Source organism: Clostridium sp. UBA5988 (assembly GCF_002435615.1).
GTDB lineage: Bacteria > Bacillota > Clostridia > Clostridiales > Clostridiaceae > Clostridium_J > Clostridium_J sulfidigenes.
Genome location: NZ_DJBA01000029.1, coordinates 7,772 through 26,668, shown reverse-complemented (window position 1 = coordinate 26,668; position 18,897 = coordinate 7,772). Strand labels below are relative to the sequence as shown.

The window sequence follows — 18,897 nt, the reverse complement described above, 5'->3', positions numbered from 1 at the left end:
TGTATTTTAGATACTAGATTGAGGAGATAATTATGAAATTTTGCCCATTATTTAGTGGTAGCAGTGGGAATAGTATATTTGTATCAGAAAACAATAGTAACATTCTAGTGGATGTGGGAATGCCAGGTAAGGCTATCGATAAAGAATTAGGGGACATAGGTATAAATCCTAATTCTATAGATGGTATATTTATTACTCATGAACATTCAGATCACATTAAAGGGGCCGGAGTATTTTCAAGGAAATACGATATTCCTATATATGCACCAAGTCTCACCTGGGAAGCCATGGATGGGAAGATTGGAAGTATTAAGGAGAAAAATATAAAAATAATTGATGGTAAGTTTACTGAACTTAATGATTTGACCATAGAGAATTTTCCTATACCTCACGATGCAGCATGCCCTAGAGGTTATAGAGTACATGGCTCTAAAAAATCATGTTGTATAGCTACTGATTTAGGTCACTTTTCTATAGAAGTAAAAATGGCACTAGAAGATAGTGATATGATTTTAATAGAGAGTAATCATGATATAGAAATGGTTAAGTTTGGACCATATCCATATCCATTAAAGCAAAGAATACTAAGTGCAAAAGGACATTTATCCAATGAAGATTGTGGTAAAGCTATAGTAGATATTTTAAAAGGAAATCATAAAACTATATACTTAGGGCATCTAAGTAAAACAAATAATTATCCGGAGCTTGCTTATGAAACTGTAGCAAGTGTATTAAGGGAAAACAATATTAGGGTAGAAAAAGATATAGAATTAAAAATGTGCAATAGAGATAGGCATAGTATATTATCAGAAATATAAACAGAGTTCTTAGCTTATTTGAAGCTCTAGAAATCGTTATCCAGGGACGTAGCCACTCTTTATTCCCACTTTGAAGAAGATGGAAGTATTAGATTGGGTAGTCATCGGATAAAAAGTTTGGTTAGTAATAGGAGGTGTAGAATGAAAAAGAAGACCTTTAGTTTAGTATTAACAATAACAGTAGTTGTAATAGTACTAGTTGTAGGCGGAATTTACCTTACAAAAACTATGAGTATAAAGAAAGATAAGGCAAGTATAATAAGTAAAGAGAAACTTGAAAATACTAAAGGAGCTACAGAGGATGATGGCTATATTGATATAACTCTATATTTTGGAGGAGATGCTGAAAAGTCTGAGATTATAAAGGAAGAGAGACTAATTAATAGTGAGGATTTAATAGGTGAGATGATCATGCAAGAACTCATCAAAGGACCAGCTAAGGTTAGTGAAAAAAGCAAGCCTATTTTACCAAAGGAAACAAGACTTTTAAGTTTTTCCATTAAGGATGGCATAGCAAATATTAATTTAAGCCCAGAAGCTATGTTTCAAATGTCTGAAGTTCAAGAAGTAACAATACTTAAGTCTATATCAAACTCTTTGAGTCAGTTGAAATCTGTGAGTAAAATAATGATTACAGTAGATAATCAAGGTGTTGAAAGTTTAGGTGGAAACTATAATATATCAAAACCATTTACCAAGGATGAAATAGTTACTTTAAAAATACAGAAATAAGATATTATTGAAAGATAAATAAAAATTTATTATAATTAATAAAATAGATAAACAAAATTTGTTATAAAGAAGGAGAAAATAACATGAGTATATATAGCAATTGGACAAATTATGTTGTAGAGTATGTAAAAGAAAATGGAGAACCTGCATTTTGGAAAGAGTATGCAAAGGTTGAAAAATCAATATATACAAAAGCTTTAGCAATTGATGGCGGTGTTATTAGTGGAAAGTTCTCTGAACTAGTTAAAGAATTTGACGTTAATGAAATTTACTTTATGGGATTCTTAGATGGAATAAATGAAAGTATAGATAAAGAATTAGATCTTGAAGCTATAGAAAGTGATTCAGAAGTTAGCTTCAAAATAGATTATGAAAAACTATACTTCAATATGCTTGATTCTAAAGCAGACTATCTTTATACATTATCACAATGGGATAGAATATTCTCACCAGAAAAAAGAAAAGAGATACAAAAAACTTGGAGAGAATCAAAAACAGTAATAAATGAAGTTAAAATCGGTAGAAATGATGCATGTCCTTGTGGAAGTGGTAAAAAGTACAAAAAATGTTGCGGAAAATAATATAAATATTAGCCCTAGTGAATTTTTTATTCATTAGGGTTTTTTATATATGTATTATTGTAAGATATTCTATATATGGCTATGATATAATTAATTATATGATAAATTTATAGGGGGATTGTTTATGGATAAAAATATGAAATGGCTAAAGGAAAGTAGGGTTAATGGTACAATTAATTCACTTAAAAAGAATGGTATGAATGGCTATTTAGTAAATAGTCATGAGGAACTCATTGAGAAAATTAATGAACTTACCAATGATGATGATACAGTAAGCTGTGGTGGTTCAATGAGCCTATTTGAAACTGGAGTTATTGATTATTTAAGAAGTGGAAAATATAATTTCCTAGACAGATATGAGGATGGGTTAAGTAAGGATGATTTGAAAAAATTATATAGAAACACTTTCTCTGCTGACGTATATTTTACTAGTACTAATGCAATTACAGAAAAAGGCGAGTTATACAATGTAGATGGCAATGGAAATAGAGTAGCAGCTATGTTATATGGTCCAGATAAAGTTATAATTATAGCAGGAATAAATAAAATCGTAGAGAATATTGAAGAAGCCATTAAGAGAAATGAAAGAGTATCAGCACCTGCAAATTGCAAAAGATTAAATAGAGTTACTCCTTGTGTAAAGGTAGGCCATTGTATGGATTGTTCAAGTGAAGACAGAATTTGCAATGAATATACTATAATAAGAAGACAGGGAAATAAGGATAGGATACATGTGATTTTCTTGAATGAAGAATTAGGATATTAATTTAAATACGAATATTAGAGTAAGTGCTTTGGCAAAATAAGTTAGTCTAAAATATTTTGCTAAAGCACTTTTTTATAACTATATGAAAAATAATGAAAATTAAAGAAAAGTTAAGAGAATGAAAGCTTATCTATCTATATATACTAATAGCATGGTTGAATAAAATGATATTTGAGGTAAAATATTATTAGATAATGATTGTTAAATAACAAACGTTGTTATGAGATTATAATTAAATAACTTTTAGAATATAATATAAGAATAAATTTTATTTAGGTGTAAATTATAGGAGGTCATGTATTATGAAAATTGCAGTAATAGGATGTACGCACGCAGGAACAGCAGCGGTAGTAAATGCAAAACAACTTTATCCAGATAGTGAGATTACAGTTTATGAGAGAAATGATAATATATCTTTCCTTTCTTGTGGAATCGCTTTAAGTGTATCTAATGTAGTAAATGAACCAGAAAAATTATTTTATAATTCCCCAGAAAATTTAAATAACCTAGGTATAAACATGAGAATGAATTATGATGTAACTGATATTGATATGGATGAAAAAATAATCACAGCTACAAATTTAAAGACTGGTGATATAGTAAAAGAAAAATATGATAAATTAATTTTAACCTTGGGATCGTGGCCAATAGTTCCTAATTTTGAAGGAAGAAACCTAAAAAATATATTACTATGTAAAAATTATAGTCATGCAAAAACAATTATAGAGAAATCAGCTGATGCTAAGAATGTAACAGTTGTAGGAGCTGGATATATAGGGGTAGAACTTGCTGAAGCCTTTGAAATGAAAGGTAAAAATGTAACCCTAGTTGATGCAGAAGACAGAATAATGAGTAAGTATCTTGATAAAGAATTTACAGATATAGCAGAGAATGAATTTAAAAACCGTGGAGTAAAACTAGCTTTAGGTGAAAAAGTTCAAAGGTTTGAAGGAGAAAATGGTATAGTATCTAAGGTAGTAACTGATAAAGGAAGTCATGAAGCAGATTTAGTAGTACTTTGCATAGGATTTATACCAAGTACAAGTTTAGTAAAAGGAAAATTAGACACTCTTCCAAATGGAGCAATAATAATAGATGAATATATGAGAACTAGTGTTAAAGATGTGTTTGCAGCTGGAGATTGCTGTGTTGTAGAATATAATCCAGCAAGGGATAAGAGATATATTCCTCTTGCAACTAATGCTGTAAGAATGGGAACCTTAGTTGCTAAAAATCTAGTAAACCCAACTCTTAAGTATATGGGAACTCAAGGTACTTCAGGAATAAAGATATATGATAAATGTATAGCATCAACAGGGTTAACAGAAGAGGTTGCTAAGAAAACCACATCTATGGAGATTGACTCAGTAATGGTTAGTGAAAATCATAGACCAGAGTTTATGCCAACCTATAAGGAAGCAACCATAAAGCTTGTTTATGACAAAGCTACAAGAAGAATTCTTGGAGGACAGATTATTTCTGATGAAGATTTAACTCAACACATGAATACCCTATCTGTAGTAATTCAAAATAACATGACCATAGAAGAACTGGCAATGACAGATTTCTTTTTCCAACCACACTTTAATAAACCATGGAGCTTATTAAATACTGTAGCTCTTAAAGCACTAAAGTAATATATAAGTTATATTATATATAATTTAAAAATAACTCATCATAATTAATATGGTGAGTTATTTTCATAGTAAAATAGATTACTTTGATAAATTTAATAAAAGTAATGAGATAACAGTTAAAGTTTCTATGAAATCTGTTTATTAGAGTTAGATTCGCTGGATTTACAATTATTATAAAAATTATTTAAAAAATTATAAACTTCTCCTGAATAAAATTTATCACTAGTATTTTTATCCATCTTGGACAATAAGACTTGGCGAGTGATAATATCATTTAGATTAACTTCTTTACAATTTTTCATAATATCGTACATTATCATAAAAGTCGTAGTTCTTTCAAGTCCTTCATTGCCATGGAAATGAAGCCAACTGCCCTCAGGTTGATTTTTTACAACTTCAATAAAATAATTTACCATAGCCTCTGTAGGTAAATTTTTATATGTTACAGGAATACGAATATAAGATAATGAATAAGCTTTAGACTGCTCAGCTTCATTTTGAACCTTTGAAGGTATAATAACGTTTTTAAAACCCTCTAAAGCAATAGGTTTATTAAGTGGAATAGATTTTAATCTAGAGTTTTCATCAGCAATGATTTCATTTACTGTTAAGCCTCTATTTGCATCGTTGTTAGCATTTTGCCAACTTACAGGAATACCATCAATAAATCCATGGGATTCTTCTCTTAAGTCAATAATGGTTATAGGCAAATCATTACCTATAGAATCCTTCATTAAAGGAACTCCAGTTTTAGAAAATTGGCCACTACCAGAAATATTAAGCTTATCTAGACCAGACAAATTTATATTTTCTGAAGGAGTAATTTTATCTGTGCTCTTTCTAAAATATTTTGGTAATTCAAAAGCAGTTGGAGAATCAACTGTTAACTTTACATCTGGAATAGGAGTAGCATAACATACAACATAATTAAAGGATAGAATTATAGTTAAAAAAGCAAATAAATTAATCTTTAAAAATTTTTTCATATTTAGACACCACCTATATAATATTTAATTAATATCTATTATAATTTTACCTATGACATTCTAAATTATTCATAGTAAAATATAGGTATTATTGGTGTAGTGATAGTATATTTTAATGTAAAACTATACAAATAGATTAATATAAAACTATTTAAATATGGAACTATAAAACTAGAAAAATAGTTAACTATGAAACTATATAACTATATAAATAGTTAACTATTTGTTCTGTTCATGCGGGTTTCAGAGGTTTTGCTGCTCAAATAGTATTATGAACTTATTAGTTAAATTAAAAAATTAGGAGGAAATTTAGTGAATATAACATTAATAACTGTAGGAAAAATAAAAGAAAAATATTTAAGAGATGCCATAGATGAATATTCTAAAAGATTATCAAGATACTGTAAGCTTGAAATAATAGAACTTCAAGATGAGAAAACACCAGATAATGCATCAGAAAAGGAAGAACTTCAAATAAAGGATAAAGAAGGTCAAAGCATATTATCAAAAATTAAAGATAATGCTTATGTTGTAGCTATGGATTTAAAAGGAAAACAAATTTCATCAGAAGAATTTGCAAATTTCATAGATAACTGTGGATTAGAAGGAAACTCTAATTTAGTTTTTATCATAGGAGGAAGCTTAGGTCTATCAGATCAAGTTATAAAAAGAGCTAATTACAAAATATGTTTTTCTAAAATGACCTTTCCCCATCAATTGTTCAGAGTAATGCTTTTAGAACAGATATATAGGGGATATAGGATAATAAAGGGTGAACCGTATCACAAGTAAATGAGGTTTATTGACTTAGGCATTGAAATTACTTGGTTAAATCTGTTTTTATAGGTTAAAACACCGTATCACAAGTAATGATAAATTAACAAAATATGTTATAATAAAAGAGCAAAATACTTTTCAAGTGCTATACAAATAGTAATTTATAGAGGTGGAATGATGTATAAAGATATATTAGTAAAAGGCATAAAAATTAAGATTATAGGAGATAGTGTTGCTGCTGGTGCTGGTAGTTCCATGAGTTATAAGACTGAAGAACTGATGTTTGAAGAGGATGGAACAAAATATTTTAGAAGAGTGGCACCTAACAGTTGGTGGGGCTTATTGGAGCAATACTTACATAATAATTATATTACATGACTGTTGAGAATAAAGGATGTGGAGGAGCATTTTCGTATCAGATAAATAAGTATCTCGATACACTAATATCAAGTGATGATAACTTGGTATTTGTTTTAATGGGATTGAATGACCGTAAACGTAAGAATGGTATGGGAGAATTAAAGGCTAATTGTGAATGTGTTGTTGATCAATTGATTAGAAAAGGGAAAATGGTGGTTCTATTAACCCCAACACCATCGGTTCATAGTAATGAGTATTATCCGAATAGGATTTATCATACCGATGAAGTTGTTGGAATTTTACGTGACATTGCAGATAGTAAAAATTTTCTATTAGTCGATAACTATAAGTATATAACGGAGCACCTTGCAAAAAATCAATTAGTGATTGATGATGTCATTTATGGTGAGGGATGTATAAATGATGGTTTGCATCCATCAGATTATGTGCAGAAATTGATATTTCAGAATTTAATTGAAACATTACAAATATGATTATAAATTCCAACTTATCGAACAGTTAATAATTTTAAATGTAAAAAATTATTTATGTTTATTTTTTATAAAAATTTGATATAATATAAATAAGAAAAGCTTAGTGCTGGTAACACTAAGCAATCCTTAGAACATTTATTTTGTTTTAGGGCTATTGGATTAGATTTATGTTATAAATTATGAATCTTAGAAAAAGTGCTAATCTTCGTTGGATGGAGCACTTTTTTCTTTGCTTTTAACTTCTATATCAAGACCAAGAAATTTAATTTTAATTCTTAAATGATGTATAAAAAGATTATGTTTTAGAATTAATCTAATTACATAAATAATAGATATACACTTTATAAAAGTATCAAACATATCCAATACCACCCCCTAGCTATAGTGAAATAGTTCACCAATAGCCCAGGAGGATAAAACGTTCAAAACCTCCGTAGCCATCCTACTACGGAATTTCAAAATATCACCTTAGAATTATACCATAATTATGTAGAATATATACACAAGAATAAAATGGAAAAACCTCACTTGAAGTAGTTATGGAGAACCGTACCATAAATAAATGCGGTTTGCTTGTAAAGTATTGATATTACTGGGTTAAGGTTTGATTTGTTAGTGGAAATACCGTATCATAAGTAATAAGGGTAATAATTATATTGGTGAGAGGAATTAGAGTGAATTATACTAAGAAGGATATAGAAAACATATTAAATAAAATAATAGCAAATGAAAAATTTACGATTGTACCAGTTGGTAATCATAATATAGGAAGACATTTAGTATATAAAATTGATACAGGCAGCACTAAATATATTTTCAAAATTAGATAAAGAAAATATATTATCTATATTCAAAGACTTAGGTGAAGCATTAGGTAAAATACATTCAGATAGGGTCTTTAATTATGCAGATGGATGGGATGAAAAAATAAAAGCTGATAACTTTCAAAATTATAAAATTAGAAAGTTGGAACAAAGAATAGAAGAAATAGAAAACCAAAATTTACCATATAAAGAACTATTATTTGAAGCTATAGATATTATTAAACAAAATTATAAAGAGATATTTGGTGTTACTGAATTTAGATTAACACATAATGATTTTGATGGTAGAAATGTATTGGTTGAAGAGAATGCAGGAATCTATAAGATTAAAGCGATAATAGATTTTGAGCAAAGTTATCCTGATAATTGTGAGAATGACTTAGCTAATTTATATTTCAAATATTTTATTGTAAACAAACAGTATGAGAAGTGTTTCATTGATGGATATAGGCTATATATGAAAATCGATGATAATTTTCATAAGAAGTTAAAGTATTATTTAATACTTATGGTAATAGAACACTGTAGTTGGTCATATGAAAAAGCAAATGATTATTATATTGAAAATATTGAGTTCTTAAATAAAATCTTATAAATATTAGAATTAAAAAATATAAAATATATATGTTTATTTTTTATAAAAATTTGATATAATATAAATAAGAAAAGCTTAGTGCGCTAACACTAAGCAATCCTTAGAACATTTATTTTGTTTTAGGGCTATTGAATAAAATATTATATTATATTGATTTAAGAGTTTAAAGCACTAATCATTGTCGGATGGGTGCTTTTTCTCTTTGCCATTAAGTTCTATATGAATACCAAGAAATTTAATCTTGATAATTAACTTAGAAATAAAAAGATTATGTTTTAATACTAATTTAATAATATAAATAGTAACAAAGCTTTTTATAGTTAATTCTAGCATATTCAATACCACCCCCTAACTATGATGAAATATCACCAATAGCCTAGGGAGATAAAACGTTCAAAACCTCCGTAGCCATCCTACTACGGATTTCAAAATATTACTTTAGAATTATACCATATTTATGTAGAATATATACACAAGAATAAAATGGAAAAACCTCATTTAGAATAGTTACGGAGAGCTGTACCATAAGTAAGCCTCTAAATCTTTGATTTAGTTAGGCGAACTTACTCAGCGAACGAAGTGAGTCGAGTTTCCTTTAAGATTAGGTGAGATTTATAGCCTTAGGCATTGATATAACTTGCCTAAAGTCATTTTTATATGAGAAAATACCGTATCATAAGTAATGGTACATTTACAAAATATGTTATAATGAAATTAGGAACAAGTTTAAGTAGTAGACAAATAGAAATTTATAGAGGTGATTTTATGGAAGATTTGGTATTAAAGAAAGTATCAATAGAATATGGTGATGACATATTCTCATATAAGAATGAGTTTATTAAAAATAATGAATCAATGGATGGAACTGGTTTCTTAAGAAATTCGAATTCACCACAAGAATATATTGAAAAGTCATTATTGAATGAAACAGAAGAAGTAGATGGAAGAAAAGTTACATCAACACAATTATTAGCAATTAGGAAAAGTGATAATCGTATTGTTGGAATGATACAAATAAGGCATTTTTTAAATGATTATCTTTTACAATATGGTGGTCATATAGGATATTCTGTAAGAAAGTCTGAAAGAAATAAGGGATATGCAAAAGAAGAATTAAGGCAAGCATTAATTTATTGTAAGAACATATTACGTATTAATAGAGTTTTATTAACTTGTGATAATGATAATTTTGCTTCTCAGAAAACTATTTTATCTCAAGGTGGAAAAATAGAGAATGAAGTATTAATTGAAGATGAGAATTGTATTATTGAACGATATTGGATAGATTTATAAATTTCCAATTTATTTATTAGTTAAAAAGTTTTTATAGAGAAAAGTTATATATGTTTATTTTTTATAAAAATTTGATATAATATAAATAAGAAAAGCTTAGTGCTGAGAACACTAAGCTAATCCTTAGAACATTTATTTTGTTTTAGGGCTATTGGATGAAATTAATAAGTTTAATTAAGAAAAGGTGCTAATCTTGTGAGGATGGAGCACTTTTTTCTTTGCTTTTAACTTCTATATCAAGACCAAGAAATTTAATCTTAATTTTTAAATGATGTATAAAAAGATTATGTTTTAGAATTAATCTAATTATATAAACAACTGATATACACTTTATAAAAGTATCAAACATATCCAATACCACCTCCTAGCTATAGTGAAATAGTTCACCAATAGCCCGGGAGGATAAAACGTTCAAAACCTCCGTTAAGGCTGTTTTTATAGGTGAAAAGACCGTATCATAAGTAATTAAAATTTAACAAAATATGTTATAATATAATTAAGAATAAATTTGAGGAAGAGATAAATAGTAAATTTGCAGTTAACATACTTTATATAGAATTAACTGTGAAAGGAGGAGTTTATTATGAAAAACAAGAAAAATAAAGAACTTTTATGGAGGGGTTTACCTCTATAAATTATGGAGGAAATATGTTTAAAGATAAATTTAAAATTACTAATATTCCTACAGTTTTGTGGGGAGAAAAGAGTGAAAAACTTTTTATTGCAGTACATGGAAATATGTCAGACAAGGAAGATGTTGTAATTCAAATTTTAGCTGAAGAAGCACTTCAAAAAGGTTATCAAGTATTAAGTTTTGATTTACCAGAGCATGGTGAAAGAAAAAGTGATGGTATTCCTTGCAAAGTACAGTTTTGTGTTAATGAGTTATCTATAATTATGAACTATGCAAAAGAACATTGGAAAGAAGTAAATTTGTTTGCATGTAGTATGGGAGCTTATTTTAGCCTTTTAGCGTATCAAAACGATGTATTAAGAAAGGCATTATTTTTATCACCAGTAGTTAATATGGAAAGAATTATTGAAAATATGATGCTCTGTTTTAATGTAACACCAGAGCGGTTGCAAAAGGAAATGACAATAGAAACACCAATTGGTCAAAAGTTGTATTGGGATTATTTCTGTTATGTAAAGCAACATCCTATTAATACATGGAATACAGATACAAATATTATGTATGGAGCTAAAGATGAATTGTGTGAAATTGAAACTATTAATTATTTTGTTAAAAAATACTGCTGTGGATTAGAAATCATGGATAAAGGAGAACATTACTTTCATACAGAAGAACAGTTGAATGAATTCAAGCATTGGTTACAAAAGCATATTGATTAACAAGTTCTCATTTAAGGTTCAGTAATATAAATAGTAAATTTGTAAGGTGGGATAAGATATGGCTTCTAGTCAAGAGTATTTAGATTTTATTATTGGGCAATTAGATACGCTGGACGATATTTCCTTCAGAAAAATGATGGGAGAATATATTTTATATTTTCGAGGGAAAATTTTTGGTGGAATATACGATGACCGGTTTTTGGTTAAGATAACCAAGACAAGTAGACACTTGATGCTAGGAGCAATTGAAGAGTTGCCTTATGATGGGGCAAAACCAATGTTTTTGGTTGACGATGTTGATAATAAAGAGTTTCTATATCAACTGATTACAAAAATGTATGAAGAACTTCCTGCTCCAAAAGTAAAAAAGTAATTTTTGAATTCTAATTTATGTGTTAGTTAAAGATTTTTAAATAGAAAAAATTATTTAGGTTTATTTTTGATAAAAATTTGATATAATATAAGTAAGATTCTAAATCTATGATTTAGTTAATCGAACTTATGCAAAGCTAAATAAGAAATGCAGATAATAAAAAAGTAGAGTGCGCTAACACTCTGCTATATACAATTCTAGTTGCTTAGGCAACTGGTATCACATATTTTTATGGTAATAAAAATAGTAGCTTTCAAATTGCGCGTGGGGCTACTATTTTTTTGATATTTTATCTATAAGTAACACTATAAATGATGTAGCTCTTTTCTAATCTCAAAGAGGAATTGTCCTAAAATTATCGAATAAATATATAATTAGAAATATTTATATATTTGGGAGGAGTTTATGGAAGATAATACAGAAAAAATAAAGTTAAGTTTTTGGAAGAAAATAACAGGTAGCATTCAAGGAATAGCGCATTATGAGAATGTGTTAAAAGAAACTACTGGGAAGGCAGTACTATATTTGCTATTAATATCGTTGTTTCTTGGAGCTATTGGATCTATAAGAGGATCTATTGAGGTTAATAATGGCATATCAGAGTTTATAAAAATATATAATGATAATTGTCCAAACTTTGAGCTTATAAATGGAGAGTTAAGTGTTGAGGGCGTTATGCCAATGGTTTTATCAGAGGATGAAGATAATTATATTATTATAGATACAACTAACAGCACTAATCCTGATGTTCTAGATTCTCATAGTAAAGGTATTTTAATACTAAAAGATAAAATGATTCAAAAAGAGAACCAATTACAAACTCAAGTGACCGAATTCAAATCATTACAAGGATTAACCATAAATAAAGATATAGCATATAGCTACTTTCATTATGCAAAGATTATTATACCATTTATTTTTATTGCAAATATCCTTGGGTATTTCTTGGGTGGACTCTTAAGTGCTCTATTGTTAGCTCTATTTGCTCTTATAATCAATGGAATTTTTAAAACAAAATTGAAATATGGACAGTTGTATAGATTAAGCATTTATGCACTAACTACTCCGCTTATAATAAATACAATCTTGAAAATTTTAAGTATAGAACATTTTAGTTTCTATTGGTTAGTATATCATACTATAGCTTATGTTTATATTGGCTTTGCACTGAACAAACTAAAAAGTTCTAAGAATAATATTTCATTAGGTGTATAAATCAAATAAAAAGGTTAATGTCATAAATATTTTGGTTAATGGTACCATAAGTAACGATGACTCTCTATATTATATATGTTTAGGGTATTAAAATTCCCTTTATGATATGCAATGAAAAGTATATTAAGGGGTAGCGCCAACATTTCCGACAAAACCCACGCTAAGGAATTAAATGGATAAAAAGTTCACCTTTTATCCACTCTAAGCCATTTTATGGATTATTAATATTCAACGGTCTTAATTCATCCGATTCAAGAACATTTTTAACATCAAAATTATATTCGCCAAGTAAATTAATATGTTCCCATCCTAATGGGGATATATGCTTAAGTAAACTTTCATCAAAGGTATAATTCTGTTTTAAATGATCTATAGCCTTTTGTAAATAAGTTGTATTCCAAATGCTGATAGCATTAATTAAAATATTCAGAGCACTTGCTCTTTGAAGCTGATCCTGTAACTCTCTTTCTCTAAACTCTCCACGTTTACCAAAGAATATAGCCCTAGCAAGGGCATTCATAGCCTCACCTTTATTAAGTCCTCTTTGAATACGCCTTCTAAGCGCTTCATTAGTTATATAATCTAAAATAAATATAGTCTTTTCTATTTTTCCCATCTCTCTTAGAGCTGTTGCTAAAGCGTTTTGTCTTGCATAAGAACCTAATTTACCCATAATAAGAGAACCTGTTACTTTCCCTTCCCTTATGGAGTGTGATAATCTTAACACATCATCGTAATTTTCCTCAATAATTTTAGTGTTTATACGTCCATTCAAAATGCTCTCAATTTTAGGATAATCACTAGCCTTTCCAGCACAATATAATTTAATCTCTGATATATCCCTAATTCTCGGTGCAAAGCGAAAGCCCAGTAAATGGCTTAATCCAAATACCTGGTCAGTGTAACCGGCTGTATCTGTATAATGTTCCTCAATATTTAAATCTGTTTCGTGATAAAGAAGTCCATCAATTACATGTACTGCATCCCTGGCATTAGTATTTATAACCTTAGTGTAAAAAGTTGAAAATTGGTCACTTACAAATCTATACATGGTAGCACCTTTGCCAGTTCCATAATGTGGATTAGTGTCAGCATGTAAAGAAGAAACACCGACCTGAACACGCATGCCATCACTGGATGAAGTGCTGCCATCACCCCAAAAGGCTGATAAAAATAATTTATGATGATAATTTACAAGTGTAGATTGTGCTTTTTTCATAGCATCATCATATAATCTCCATTGTGCTGTATTAGCCATTTGTCTATAAGATATACCAGGAGTTGAATCAGCCATTTTTGACAACCCTATATTAGTTCCCATAGCCATAAGAGCTGCCATTAGTATGGTTTTTTCTTCACCTTTAGCAACATGTCCACTTGAAGCATGAATAAAATTTCTATCAAAATCTGTCCACTTTGATACTTCCAAAAGTAAATCAGGAAGTTTAATTCTAGGTATCATTTTATATAACTTTTGACTTAATAGAATAGCTTCAGGAGGGGTATCTTTTTCTAATTTATCAATATGTATCCTAGAATTTTCAATTGCTACACCTTCTAATGTATCAATATTTTTTGAGAACCACTTTAATCTACTGTTCAACGATTCAATTCTTTCTTGTAGGTATTCTCTCACATCTAGGTTTACTGCAAGTCTTGTACCTATTTTTTTAACAGTGTTCCATTCCTCATGTGGTATAAGATACTCCTCAAAGTCTTTGAAATTCTTGCTTCCTTCAACTGAAACATCTCCAGAACGTATTCTATTTTTAAGTTCACTAAGTGTTGCTATTTCATAATAGTGGCGGTTTATTGAACCATCTTTTTCAAATAAACATTTATTCCAACGGTTAGATATAAAATCCGTTGGAGCATCTTCAGGAACTTTTCGATTTCCATTCTCATTCATATTATTTAATATTTTTATAGCTTCAATTAAGGGTTTTGAAGCATTATTCGTTGAATTGAACTTTATATGCTTAACTAAAATAGGTGTGTATCTACGGAGTTGATTATACCTACTGTCTAACAAATCAAGATAATCATAACTTACAGGCCTTGCTAGCTTTTTAGCTTCCTCAACAGATGCTACAAGCTTACCCCATGGCATTACAGATTCTAGTATTTTAAATGGATCCAAATTCTCATCCCTTGCTTTTATTAAAGCAGCCCCAATGTCTATATAGTGAATAATCTTTTCATTCAATGACTTACCATTTTGTTTCTGTAATTCCTCTTGTTTCTTACGCCCTTTGGACAATAGAATATTTATCTGTCTATCATGTATTTCAATTGCTCTATCTATAAGATTTTGGCTTAATTCATATAGATATAAAGCCAATATTGCATATCTCTTTTTTTCTTCAAATCGTCTTAATGAAAATGGTTCGTATTTAGAGCCTAACCTAGATAACTGACGAATTCTATTTGGATGCAATCCCACAATATTAAGTTCAAGTTGTAAGCTTCTTATCAATTCTAGTCTTTCTACTACTTCTGCAAATGCTTTTGGTGATGAATGTCCTTGATCTTCTTTTAACCAGCCAAGTTTTGTTTTTGTATCCTCAGTTTGAGCATTTATAAGCATATCTAATTTATACTTTTGTTCACTTGTAATACTATTATTTACAATTTCAATAAATTCTTCATCAGCCTTTGCTATTACTTCACTTACAATTTTTTCAATGGTTGTAATACCTGGTAGTATCATCTTTTGTATTTTAATTTCGTTGATTGCTAATTTCATGAGATTTATGACATTATCATTTTCAATGGCATAAGGAAGTAAAGTTTGTATTAAAGATTGAGTATGTTGGTCAGTATAGTTTTTAAATCCATATATTTCTCTAATCTCCTGTAGATGTTCTAACCTCGTATTCTCCCTTTGAGCATATAATTCAAGCTCTTTTGGGCTAACTTGTATTTGTTCTGCAATATAATTTAAAACACTTTCAGGAATATTATTTATACTGATTAAAGACCAACCTGGATTGCGTAGTAAGGCTAATTGAATAGCGAAGCCAAGACGGTTATAATCTCTTCTATGTTTGTTAATAATGCCAATATCATAGGTCGAAAAAGTATAGTATTTTACAATTTCATATTCACTAATATTTTGTGGTATTTGAGTAAATTCAAGTCTCTGATCCTCTGTCAGTAAAATTTCTGGTGTTGCCACTATATTCAACTCCTTGTTTTAATTACTAGAACTATTTATTGTTATTAATATACCGATAAAGAGTAGTTTTGCTTACAGCAGTTGCTTTCGTAATTTCAGAAATGCTGTAGTTCTTGCTATTATACATCTTAATTGCTAGCTTAATATCTTTATCATTTATTTTGGGACGTCCACCTTGTTTACCTCTTGCACGTGCTGCATTAAGTCCTTCTATTGTTCTTTGAGATATAAGATCTCTTTCAAATTGACTAATACCTGCAAAGATAGTAAACATCAGTTTTCCTTGAGCTGTTGTAGTATCAACCCAAGATTCCTTAATTGATTTAATATTAGCACCTTTTTCTTCAATCTGCTCTACAAGACTAAAAAGATCTTTAACGTTTCTACTCAATCTTGTAAGGTCTGCTATAATTATTACATCACCCATACGAAGTTGATCTAATATTTTATTAAGCTCTGGCCTCTCCTTTTGTATACCAGATACCTTTTCTTCATAATTCTATCACACCCAGCCTGCCTTAAAATGTCTATTTGTCTATCTAAGCTTTGTTCCTCAGTACTTACCCTTGCATAACCAATTTTCATATTACCACCTCACTTAAACAGTACCAAAAACGTGCTATGGTAGTCAATTATGGCACTATGTTTTTGGTAATAGTTTTGGTTCTATAAAGTATAAAAATAGGAACTAAAAAAGTATATATCTTTTTTAGTACCAAAAACGACCATTTATGATACTTTTACAAAAAATAAAAACAAGAGTATTGCACTCTTGTAGATAAATAATATAAATGAGTAAAGATTTAACATACTGAAAGACCTGTAATAAATAGTATATTCATAAATCTACTCATAGCAACTTCTTACGAGATTAATATATTATCAAAACATCAAAACTCACCGATCAAGCTTCAATTCAATCTCGATCGGCAAGTAATAAACTATAATCCTTGATTATTATATTGCTCTCTTTTAGCACAATCCCATTAACATATAAATGTATTGTTATAGATTCTTAACATTCAATGCTCTGAAAGAATTTAGTACTGCCAGGATAGTAACACCTACATCCGCAAATATAGCGGCCCACATAGTAGTTATCCCTAAAGCACTTAAAAGAAGCACAACTATTTTTATACCAATTGCAAATACTATATTTTGATATGCAATTTTTAGTGTCTTTTTAGAAATTTTCATTGCAGTAGCAATTTTAGAAGGTTCATCAGTCATAATGACAATATCAGCAGCTTCAATAGCCGCATCAGAGCCTAAACCACCCATTGCTATACCAATGTCTGCTCGTGCTAAAACAGGAGCATCATTGATTCCGTCACCTACAAAAGCAAGTTTGCCTTTTGCAGATTTTTGTGAAAAGAGTTCTTCCATTTTATCTACTTTATCACCTGGTAACAATTCAGCATAAAATTTATCAAGACCAAGCTCTTTAGCAACTTTTGCACCAACATTTTTATTATCACCTGTAAGCATAACCGTTTGTTTAATGTTAGCTGCCTTTAGTTCTTTGATTGCCTGTGCTGAATCTTCCTTTACCTCATCAGCAATAACAATGTAACCTGCATATTTGTTATCAACTGCAACATGTACAACAGTACCAATCAATTCCCCCTTAAAATAAGAGATGTTCATCTTTTTCATGAGTTTGATATTACCTGCCATAACCTTTTTTCCATCAACTGTTGCACTAACACCATGACCTGATATTTCTTCCACATCTGAAATACGTCCATTGTCGATTTCTTTGCCATAAGCTCTTTTTAATGATATGGATATTGGATGATTAGAATAGCTTTCTGCATAAGCAGTTAACTCCAATAAATCTTCTTTTGAAATTCCATCAGCGTGAATTTCCTGTACATTGAATACACCTTTTGTTAGTGTTCCAGTTTTATCAAAAACAACAATTTCAGTTTGTGCTAATGCTTCCAAATAGTTACTACCTTTGACTAAAATCCCCTTTCTTGAAGCTCCACCTATTCCACCAAAGAAACTTAAAGGAATGGAGATAACAAGAGCACAAGGACAAGAAACTACAAGGAATGATAATGCTCTGTATATCCAATCACTGAAAGTAGCACCATCTATAACAAGAGGTGGTACAATAGCAAGTATAGCTGCAATAATTACTACAACAGGAGTATAGTATCTAGCAAACTTCGTAATAAATTGTTCTGAATTGGATTTTTTGCTACTTGCATTTTCAACCAAATCAAGAATTTTGCTTACGGTAGATTCTTCAAATTCCTTTGTAACCTCCGCAGTAATAACTCCATTAATATTGATGCACCCGCTTAGAATATCACTTCCTACTTCTACTTCACGAGGAACAGACTCACCAGTAAGTGCTGATGTATCAAGCATCGAACTTCCATCAATAACCTTACCATCAAGAGGAACTTTTTCTCCTGCTTTAATTACAATAATGTCTCCAATTTTTACTTCATCAGGGTCCACTTTAACAAGTTCATCGCCTTTTTTTAGATTGGCATAATCCGGTCTAATGTCCATAAGAGTTGCAATTGACTTTCTTGACTTATCAACCGCGTAGCTTTGAAATAGCTCGCCAACTTGATAAAATAACATAACTGCAACACCTTCTGGATACTCACCGATTAAAAATGCACCAATTGTAGCAATACTCATTAAAAAACTTTCGTCGAAAACCTTACCCCTAAAAATATTTTTAACAGCTTTTTCAACTACATCTCCACCTACAATAATGTAGCTTATTACAAACAGTGCAGCTTGTAACCATTCAATATCTAAATTAATGATCAATGCTGCAGCAAACACTACTGCACCAATTCCTATTCGCCAAATACGTTTTTTCATGATTGATCAACTCCTTTAAATTTTTTTCATAACAACATGAGATTCAATATCTTTAACGATTTTTT

General features: G+C 29.5%; 20 protein-coding genes and 1 pseudogene. 14 read left to right on the top strand and 7 right to left on the bottom strand.

Annotation, left to right across the window (positions count from 1 at the left end):
• Positions 1-32 precede the first annotated feature (32 nt).
• From B3J31_RS07340 to B3J31_RS07320, 5 genes are all read left to right on the top strand, one after another.
• Positions 33-818, top strand: coding sequence for an MBL fold metallo-hydrolase (locus B3J31_RS07340; RefSeq protein WP_150844349.1), 786 nt, complete (start codon positions 33-35; stop codon positions 816-818).
• A 141-nt stretch (positions 819-959) separates the two neighbouring features.
• Entirely contained in the window at positions 960-1,550 is a 591-nt protein-coding gene (locus B3J31_RS07335; protein WP_150844348.1) for a GerMN domain-containing protein, read from the top strand.
• A gap of 83 nt (positions 1,551-1,633) precedes the next feature.
• Entirely contained in the window at positions 1,634-2,131 is a 498-nt protein-coding gene (locus B3J31_RS07330; RefSeq protein ID WP_150844347.1) for an SEC-C metal-binding domain-containing protein, read from the top strand.
• 124 nt (positions 2,132-2,255) lie between these two features.
• Entirely contained in the window at positions 2,256-2,897 is a 642-nt protein-coding gene (locus B3J31_RS07325) for a lactate utilization protein (protein WP_346873843.1), read from the top strand.
• Between the two features lie 302 nt (positions 2,898-3,199).
• Complete coding sequence (locus tag B3J31_RS07320; protein WP_346867564.1) at positions 3,200-4,534, top strand: FAD-dependent oxidoreductase; 1,335 nt, start codon at positions 3,200-3,202, stop codon at positions 4,532-4,534.
• 125 nt (positions 4,535-4,659) lie between these two features.
• On the opposite strand, the gene B3J31_RS07315 is transcribed toward B3J31_RS07320, so the two are convergent.
• Positions 4,660-5,520, bottom strand: coding sequence for a fused DSP-PTPase phosphatase/NAD kinase-like protein (locus B3J31_RS07315; RefSeq protein ID WP_346873842.1), 861 nt, complete (start codon positions 5,518-5,520; stop codon positions 4,660-4,662).
• Between the two features lie 312 nt (positions 5,521-5,832).
• Here B3J31_RS07315 and rlmH point away from each other — a divergent pair, with 312 nt between their 5' ends.
• The 3 genes from rlmH (at position 5,833) to B3J31_RS07300 (ending at position 7,151) form a co-directional block, all read left to right on the top strand.
• A complete protein-coding gene (rlmH, locus tag B3J31_RS07310; protein ID WP_035134602.1) occupies positions 5,833-6,312 on the top strand; it encodes a 23S rRNA (pseudouridine(1915)-N(3))-methyltransferase RlmH in 480 nt (159 codons plus the stop codon).
• A 162-nt stretch (positions 6,313-6,474) separates the two neighbouring features.
• Positions 6,475-6,675: a hypothetical protein gene (locus B3J31_RS07305; RefSeq protein ID WP_346873841.1), complete on the top strand. Its 201-nt coding sequence runs from the start codon at positions 6,475-6,477 to the stop codon at positions 6,673-6,675.
• Entirely contained in the window at positions 6,672-7,151 is a 480-nt protein-coding gene (locus tag B3J31_RS07300) for an SGNH/GDSL hydrolase family protein (RefSeq protein WP_346873840.1), read from the top strand. Before B3J31_RS07305 ends, B3J31_RS07300 begins: the two co-directional genes overlap by 4 nt.
• Before the next feature lie 198 nt (positions 7,152-7,349).
• Here B3J31_RS07300 and B3J31_RS07295 read toward each other — a convergent pair whose 3' ends face one another.
• Positions 7,350-7,511 (bottom strand): hypothetical protein, encoded by a 162-nt coding sequence (locus tag B3J31_RS07295; protein ID WP_167403154.1) that lies wholly within the window; start codon positions 7,509-7,511, stop codon positions 7,350-7,352.
• Between the two features lie 314 nt (positions 7,512-7,825).
• Between B3J31_RS07295 and B3J31_RS07290 the strand changes: the two genes are divergently transcribed.
• On the top strand, positions 7,826-7,981 hold the full coding sequence (locus B3J31_RS07290) for a hypothetical protein (RefSeq protein ID WP_167403156.1): 156 nt from the start codon (positions 7,826-7,828) through the stop codon (positions 7,979-7,981).
• Positions 7,941-8,570 (top strand): phosphotransferase, encoded by a 630-nt coding sequence (locus B3J31_RS07285; RefSeq protein WP_167403157.1) that lies wholly within the window; start codon positions 7,941-7,943, stop codon positions 8,568-8,570. Before B3J31_RS07290 ends, B3J31_RS07285 begins: the two co-directional genes overlap by 41 nt.
• Positions 8,571-8,741: 171 nt before the next feature.
• On the opposite strand, the gene B3J31_RS07280 is transcribed toward B3J31_RS07285, so the two are convergent.
• Positions 8,742-8,903, bottom strand: a complete 162-nt coding sequence (locus tag B3J31_RS07280; RefSeq protein WP_167403155.1) for a hypothetical protein — start codon at positions 8,901-8,903, stop codon at positions 8,742-8,744.
• A gap of 324 nt (positions 8,904-9,227) precedes the next feature.
• Between B3J31_RS07280 and B3J31_RS07275 the strand changes: the two genes are divergently transcribed.
• Complete coding sequence (locus tag B3J31_RS07275; RefSeq protein WP_346873839.1) at positions 9,228-9,863, top strand: GNAT family N-acetyltransferase; 636 nt, start codon at positions 9,228-9,230, stop codon at positions 9,861-9,863.
• A gap of 187 nt (positions 9,864-10,050) precedes the next feature.
• Here the strand turns inward: B3J31_RS07275 and B3J31_RS07270 are convergent, their stop codons facing one another.
• Positions 10,051-10,212 carry a hypothetical protein gene (locus tag B3J31_RS07270; protein ID WP_167403014.1) on the bottom strand — a complete coding sequence of 54 codons (162 nt, stop codon included), beginning with the start codon at positions 10,210-10,212 and terminating at the stop codon, positions 10,051-10,053.
• 299 nt (positions 10,213-10,511) lie between these two features.
• Here B3J31_RS07270 and B3J31_RS07265 point away from each other — a divergent pair, with 299 nt between their 5' ends.
• From B3J31_RS07265 to B3J31_RS07255, 3 genes are all read left to right on the top strand, one after another.
• On the top strand, positions 10,512-11,216 hold the full coding sequence (locus B3J31_RS07265; protein WP_150844178.1) for an alpha/beta hydrolase: 705 nt from the start codon (positions 10,512-10,514) through the stop codon (positions 11,214-11,216).
• Positions 11,217-11,274: 58 nt separating this feature from the next.
• On the top strand, positions 11,275-11,589 hold the full coding sequence (locus B3J31_RS07260; protein WP_035134657.1) for a TfoX/Sxy family protein: 315 nt from the start codon (positions 11,275-11,277) through the stop codon (positions 11,587-11,589).
• Positions 11,590-11,994: 405 nt separating this feature from the next.
• A complete protein-coding gene (locus tag B3J31_RS07255; RefSeq protein ID WP_346873838.1) occupies positions 11,995-12,804 on the top strand; it encodes a DUF1189 domain-containing protein in 810 nt (269 codons plus the stop codon).
• A 211-nt stretch (positions 12,805-13,015) separates the two neighbouring features.
• On the opposite strand, the gene B3J31_RS07250 is transcribed toward B3J31_RS07255, so the two are convergent.
• The 3 genes and pseudogenes from B3J31_RS07250 to B3J31_RS07240 all read right to left on the bottom strand — a co-directional run bounded on the left by B3J31_RS07250 (position 13,016) and on the right by B3J31_RS07240 (position 18,832).
• Entirely contained in the window at positions 13,016-15,982 is a 2,967-nt protein-coding gene (locus tag B3J31_RS07250; RefSeq protein ID WP_150844180.1) for a Tn3 family transposase, read from the bottom strand.
• A gap of 31 nt (positions 15,983-16,013) precedes the next feature.
• Positions 16,014-16,567 (bottom strand): annotated as a pseudogene (locus B3J31_RS07245) (recombinase family protein).
• Positions 16,568-16,987: 420 nt separating this feature from the next.
• Positions 16,988-18,832 (bottom strand): heavy metal translocating P-type ATPase, encoded by a 1,845-nt coding sequence (locus tag B3J31_RS07240; RefSeq protein ID WP_207656735.1) that lies wholly within the window; start codon positions 18,830-18,832, stop codon positions 16,988-16,990.
• Positions 18,833-18,897: the final 65 nt, after the last annotated feature.

Excerpts from the sequence above, each read along its gene's own strand:
- B3J31_RS07340 (WP_150844349.1), top strand. The coding sequence starts at position 33 with ATGAAATTTTGCCCATTATTTAGTGGTAGCAGTGGGAATAGTATATTT.
- B3J31_RS07280 (WP_167403155.1), bottom strand. The coding sequence starts at position 8,903 with ATGCTAGAATTAACTATAAAAAGCTTTGTTACTATTTATATTATTAAA.
- B3J31_RS07320 (WP_346867564.1), top strand. The coding sequence starts at position 3,200 with ATGAAAATTGCAGTAATAGGATGTACGCACGCAGGAACAGCAGCGGTA.
- B3J31_RS07265 (WP_150844178.1), top strand. The coding sequence starts at position 10,512 with ATGTTTAAAGATAAATTTAAAATTACTAATATTCCTACAGTTTTGTGG.
- B3J31_RS07295 (WP_167403154.1), bottom strand. The coding sequence starts at position 7,511 with ATGTTTGATACTTTTATAAAGTGTATATCTATTATTTATGTAATTAGA.
- B3J31_RS07315 (WP_346873842.1), bottom strand. The coding sequence starts at position 5,520 with ATGAAAAAATTTTTAAAGATTAATTTATTTGCTTTTTTAACTATAATT.
- B3J31_RS07335 (WP_150844348.1), top strand. The coding sequence starts at position 960 with ATGAAAAAGAAGACCTTTAGTTTAGTATTAACAATAACAGTAGTTGTA.
- B3J31_RS07270 (WP_167403014.1), bottom strand. The coding sequence starts at position 10,212 with ATGTTTGATACTTTTATAAAGTGTATATCAGTTGTTTATATAATTAGA.
- B3J31_RS07330 (WP_150844347.1), top strand. The coding sequence starts at position 1,634 with ATGAGTATATATAGCAATTGGACAAATTATGTTGTAGAGTATGTAAAA.
- B3J31_RS07275 (WP_346873839.1), top strand. The coding sequence starts at position 9,228 with ATGAGAAAATACCGTATCATAAGTAATGGTACATTTACAAAATATGTT.
- B3J31_RS07300 (WP_346873840.1), top strand. The coding sequence starts at position 6,672 with ATGACTGTTGAGAATAAAGGATGTGGAGGAGCATTTTCGTATCAGATA.
- B3J31_RS07240 (WP_207656735.1), bottom strand. The coding sequence starts at position 18,832 with ATGAAAAAACGTATTTGGCGAATAGGAATTGGTGCAGTAGTGTTTGCT.
- B3J31_RS07260 (WP_035134657.1), top strand. The coding sequence starts at position 11,275 with ATGGCTTCTAGTCAAGAGTATTTAGATTTTATTATTGGGCAATTAGAT.
- B3J31_RS07325 (WP_346873843.1), top strand. The coding sequence starts at position 2,256 with ATGGATAAAAATATGAAATGGCTAAAGGAAAGTAGGGTTAATGGTACA.
- B3J31_RS07255 (WP_346873838.1), top strand. The coding sequence starts at position 11,995 with ATGGAAGATAATACAGAAAAAATAAAGTTAAGTTTTTGGAAGAAAATA.
- B3J31_RS07305 (WP_346873841.1), top strand. The coding sequence starts at position 6,475 with ATGTATAAAGATATATTAGTAAAAGGCATAAAAATTAAGATTATAGGA.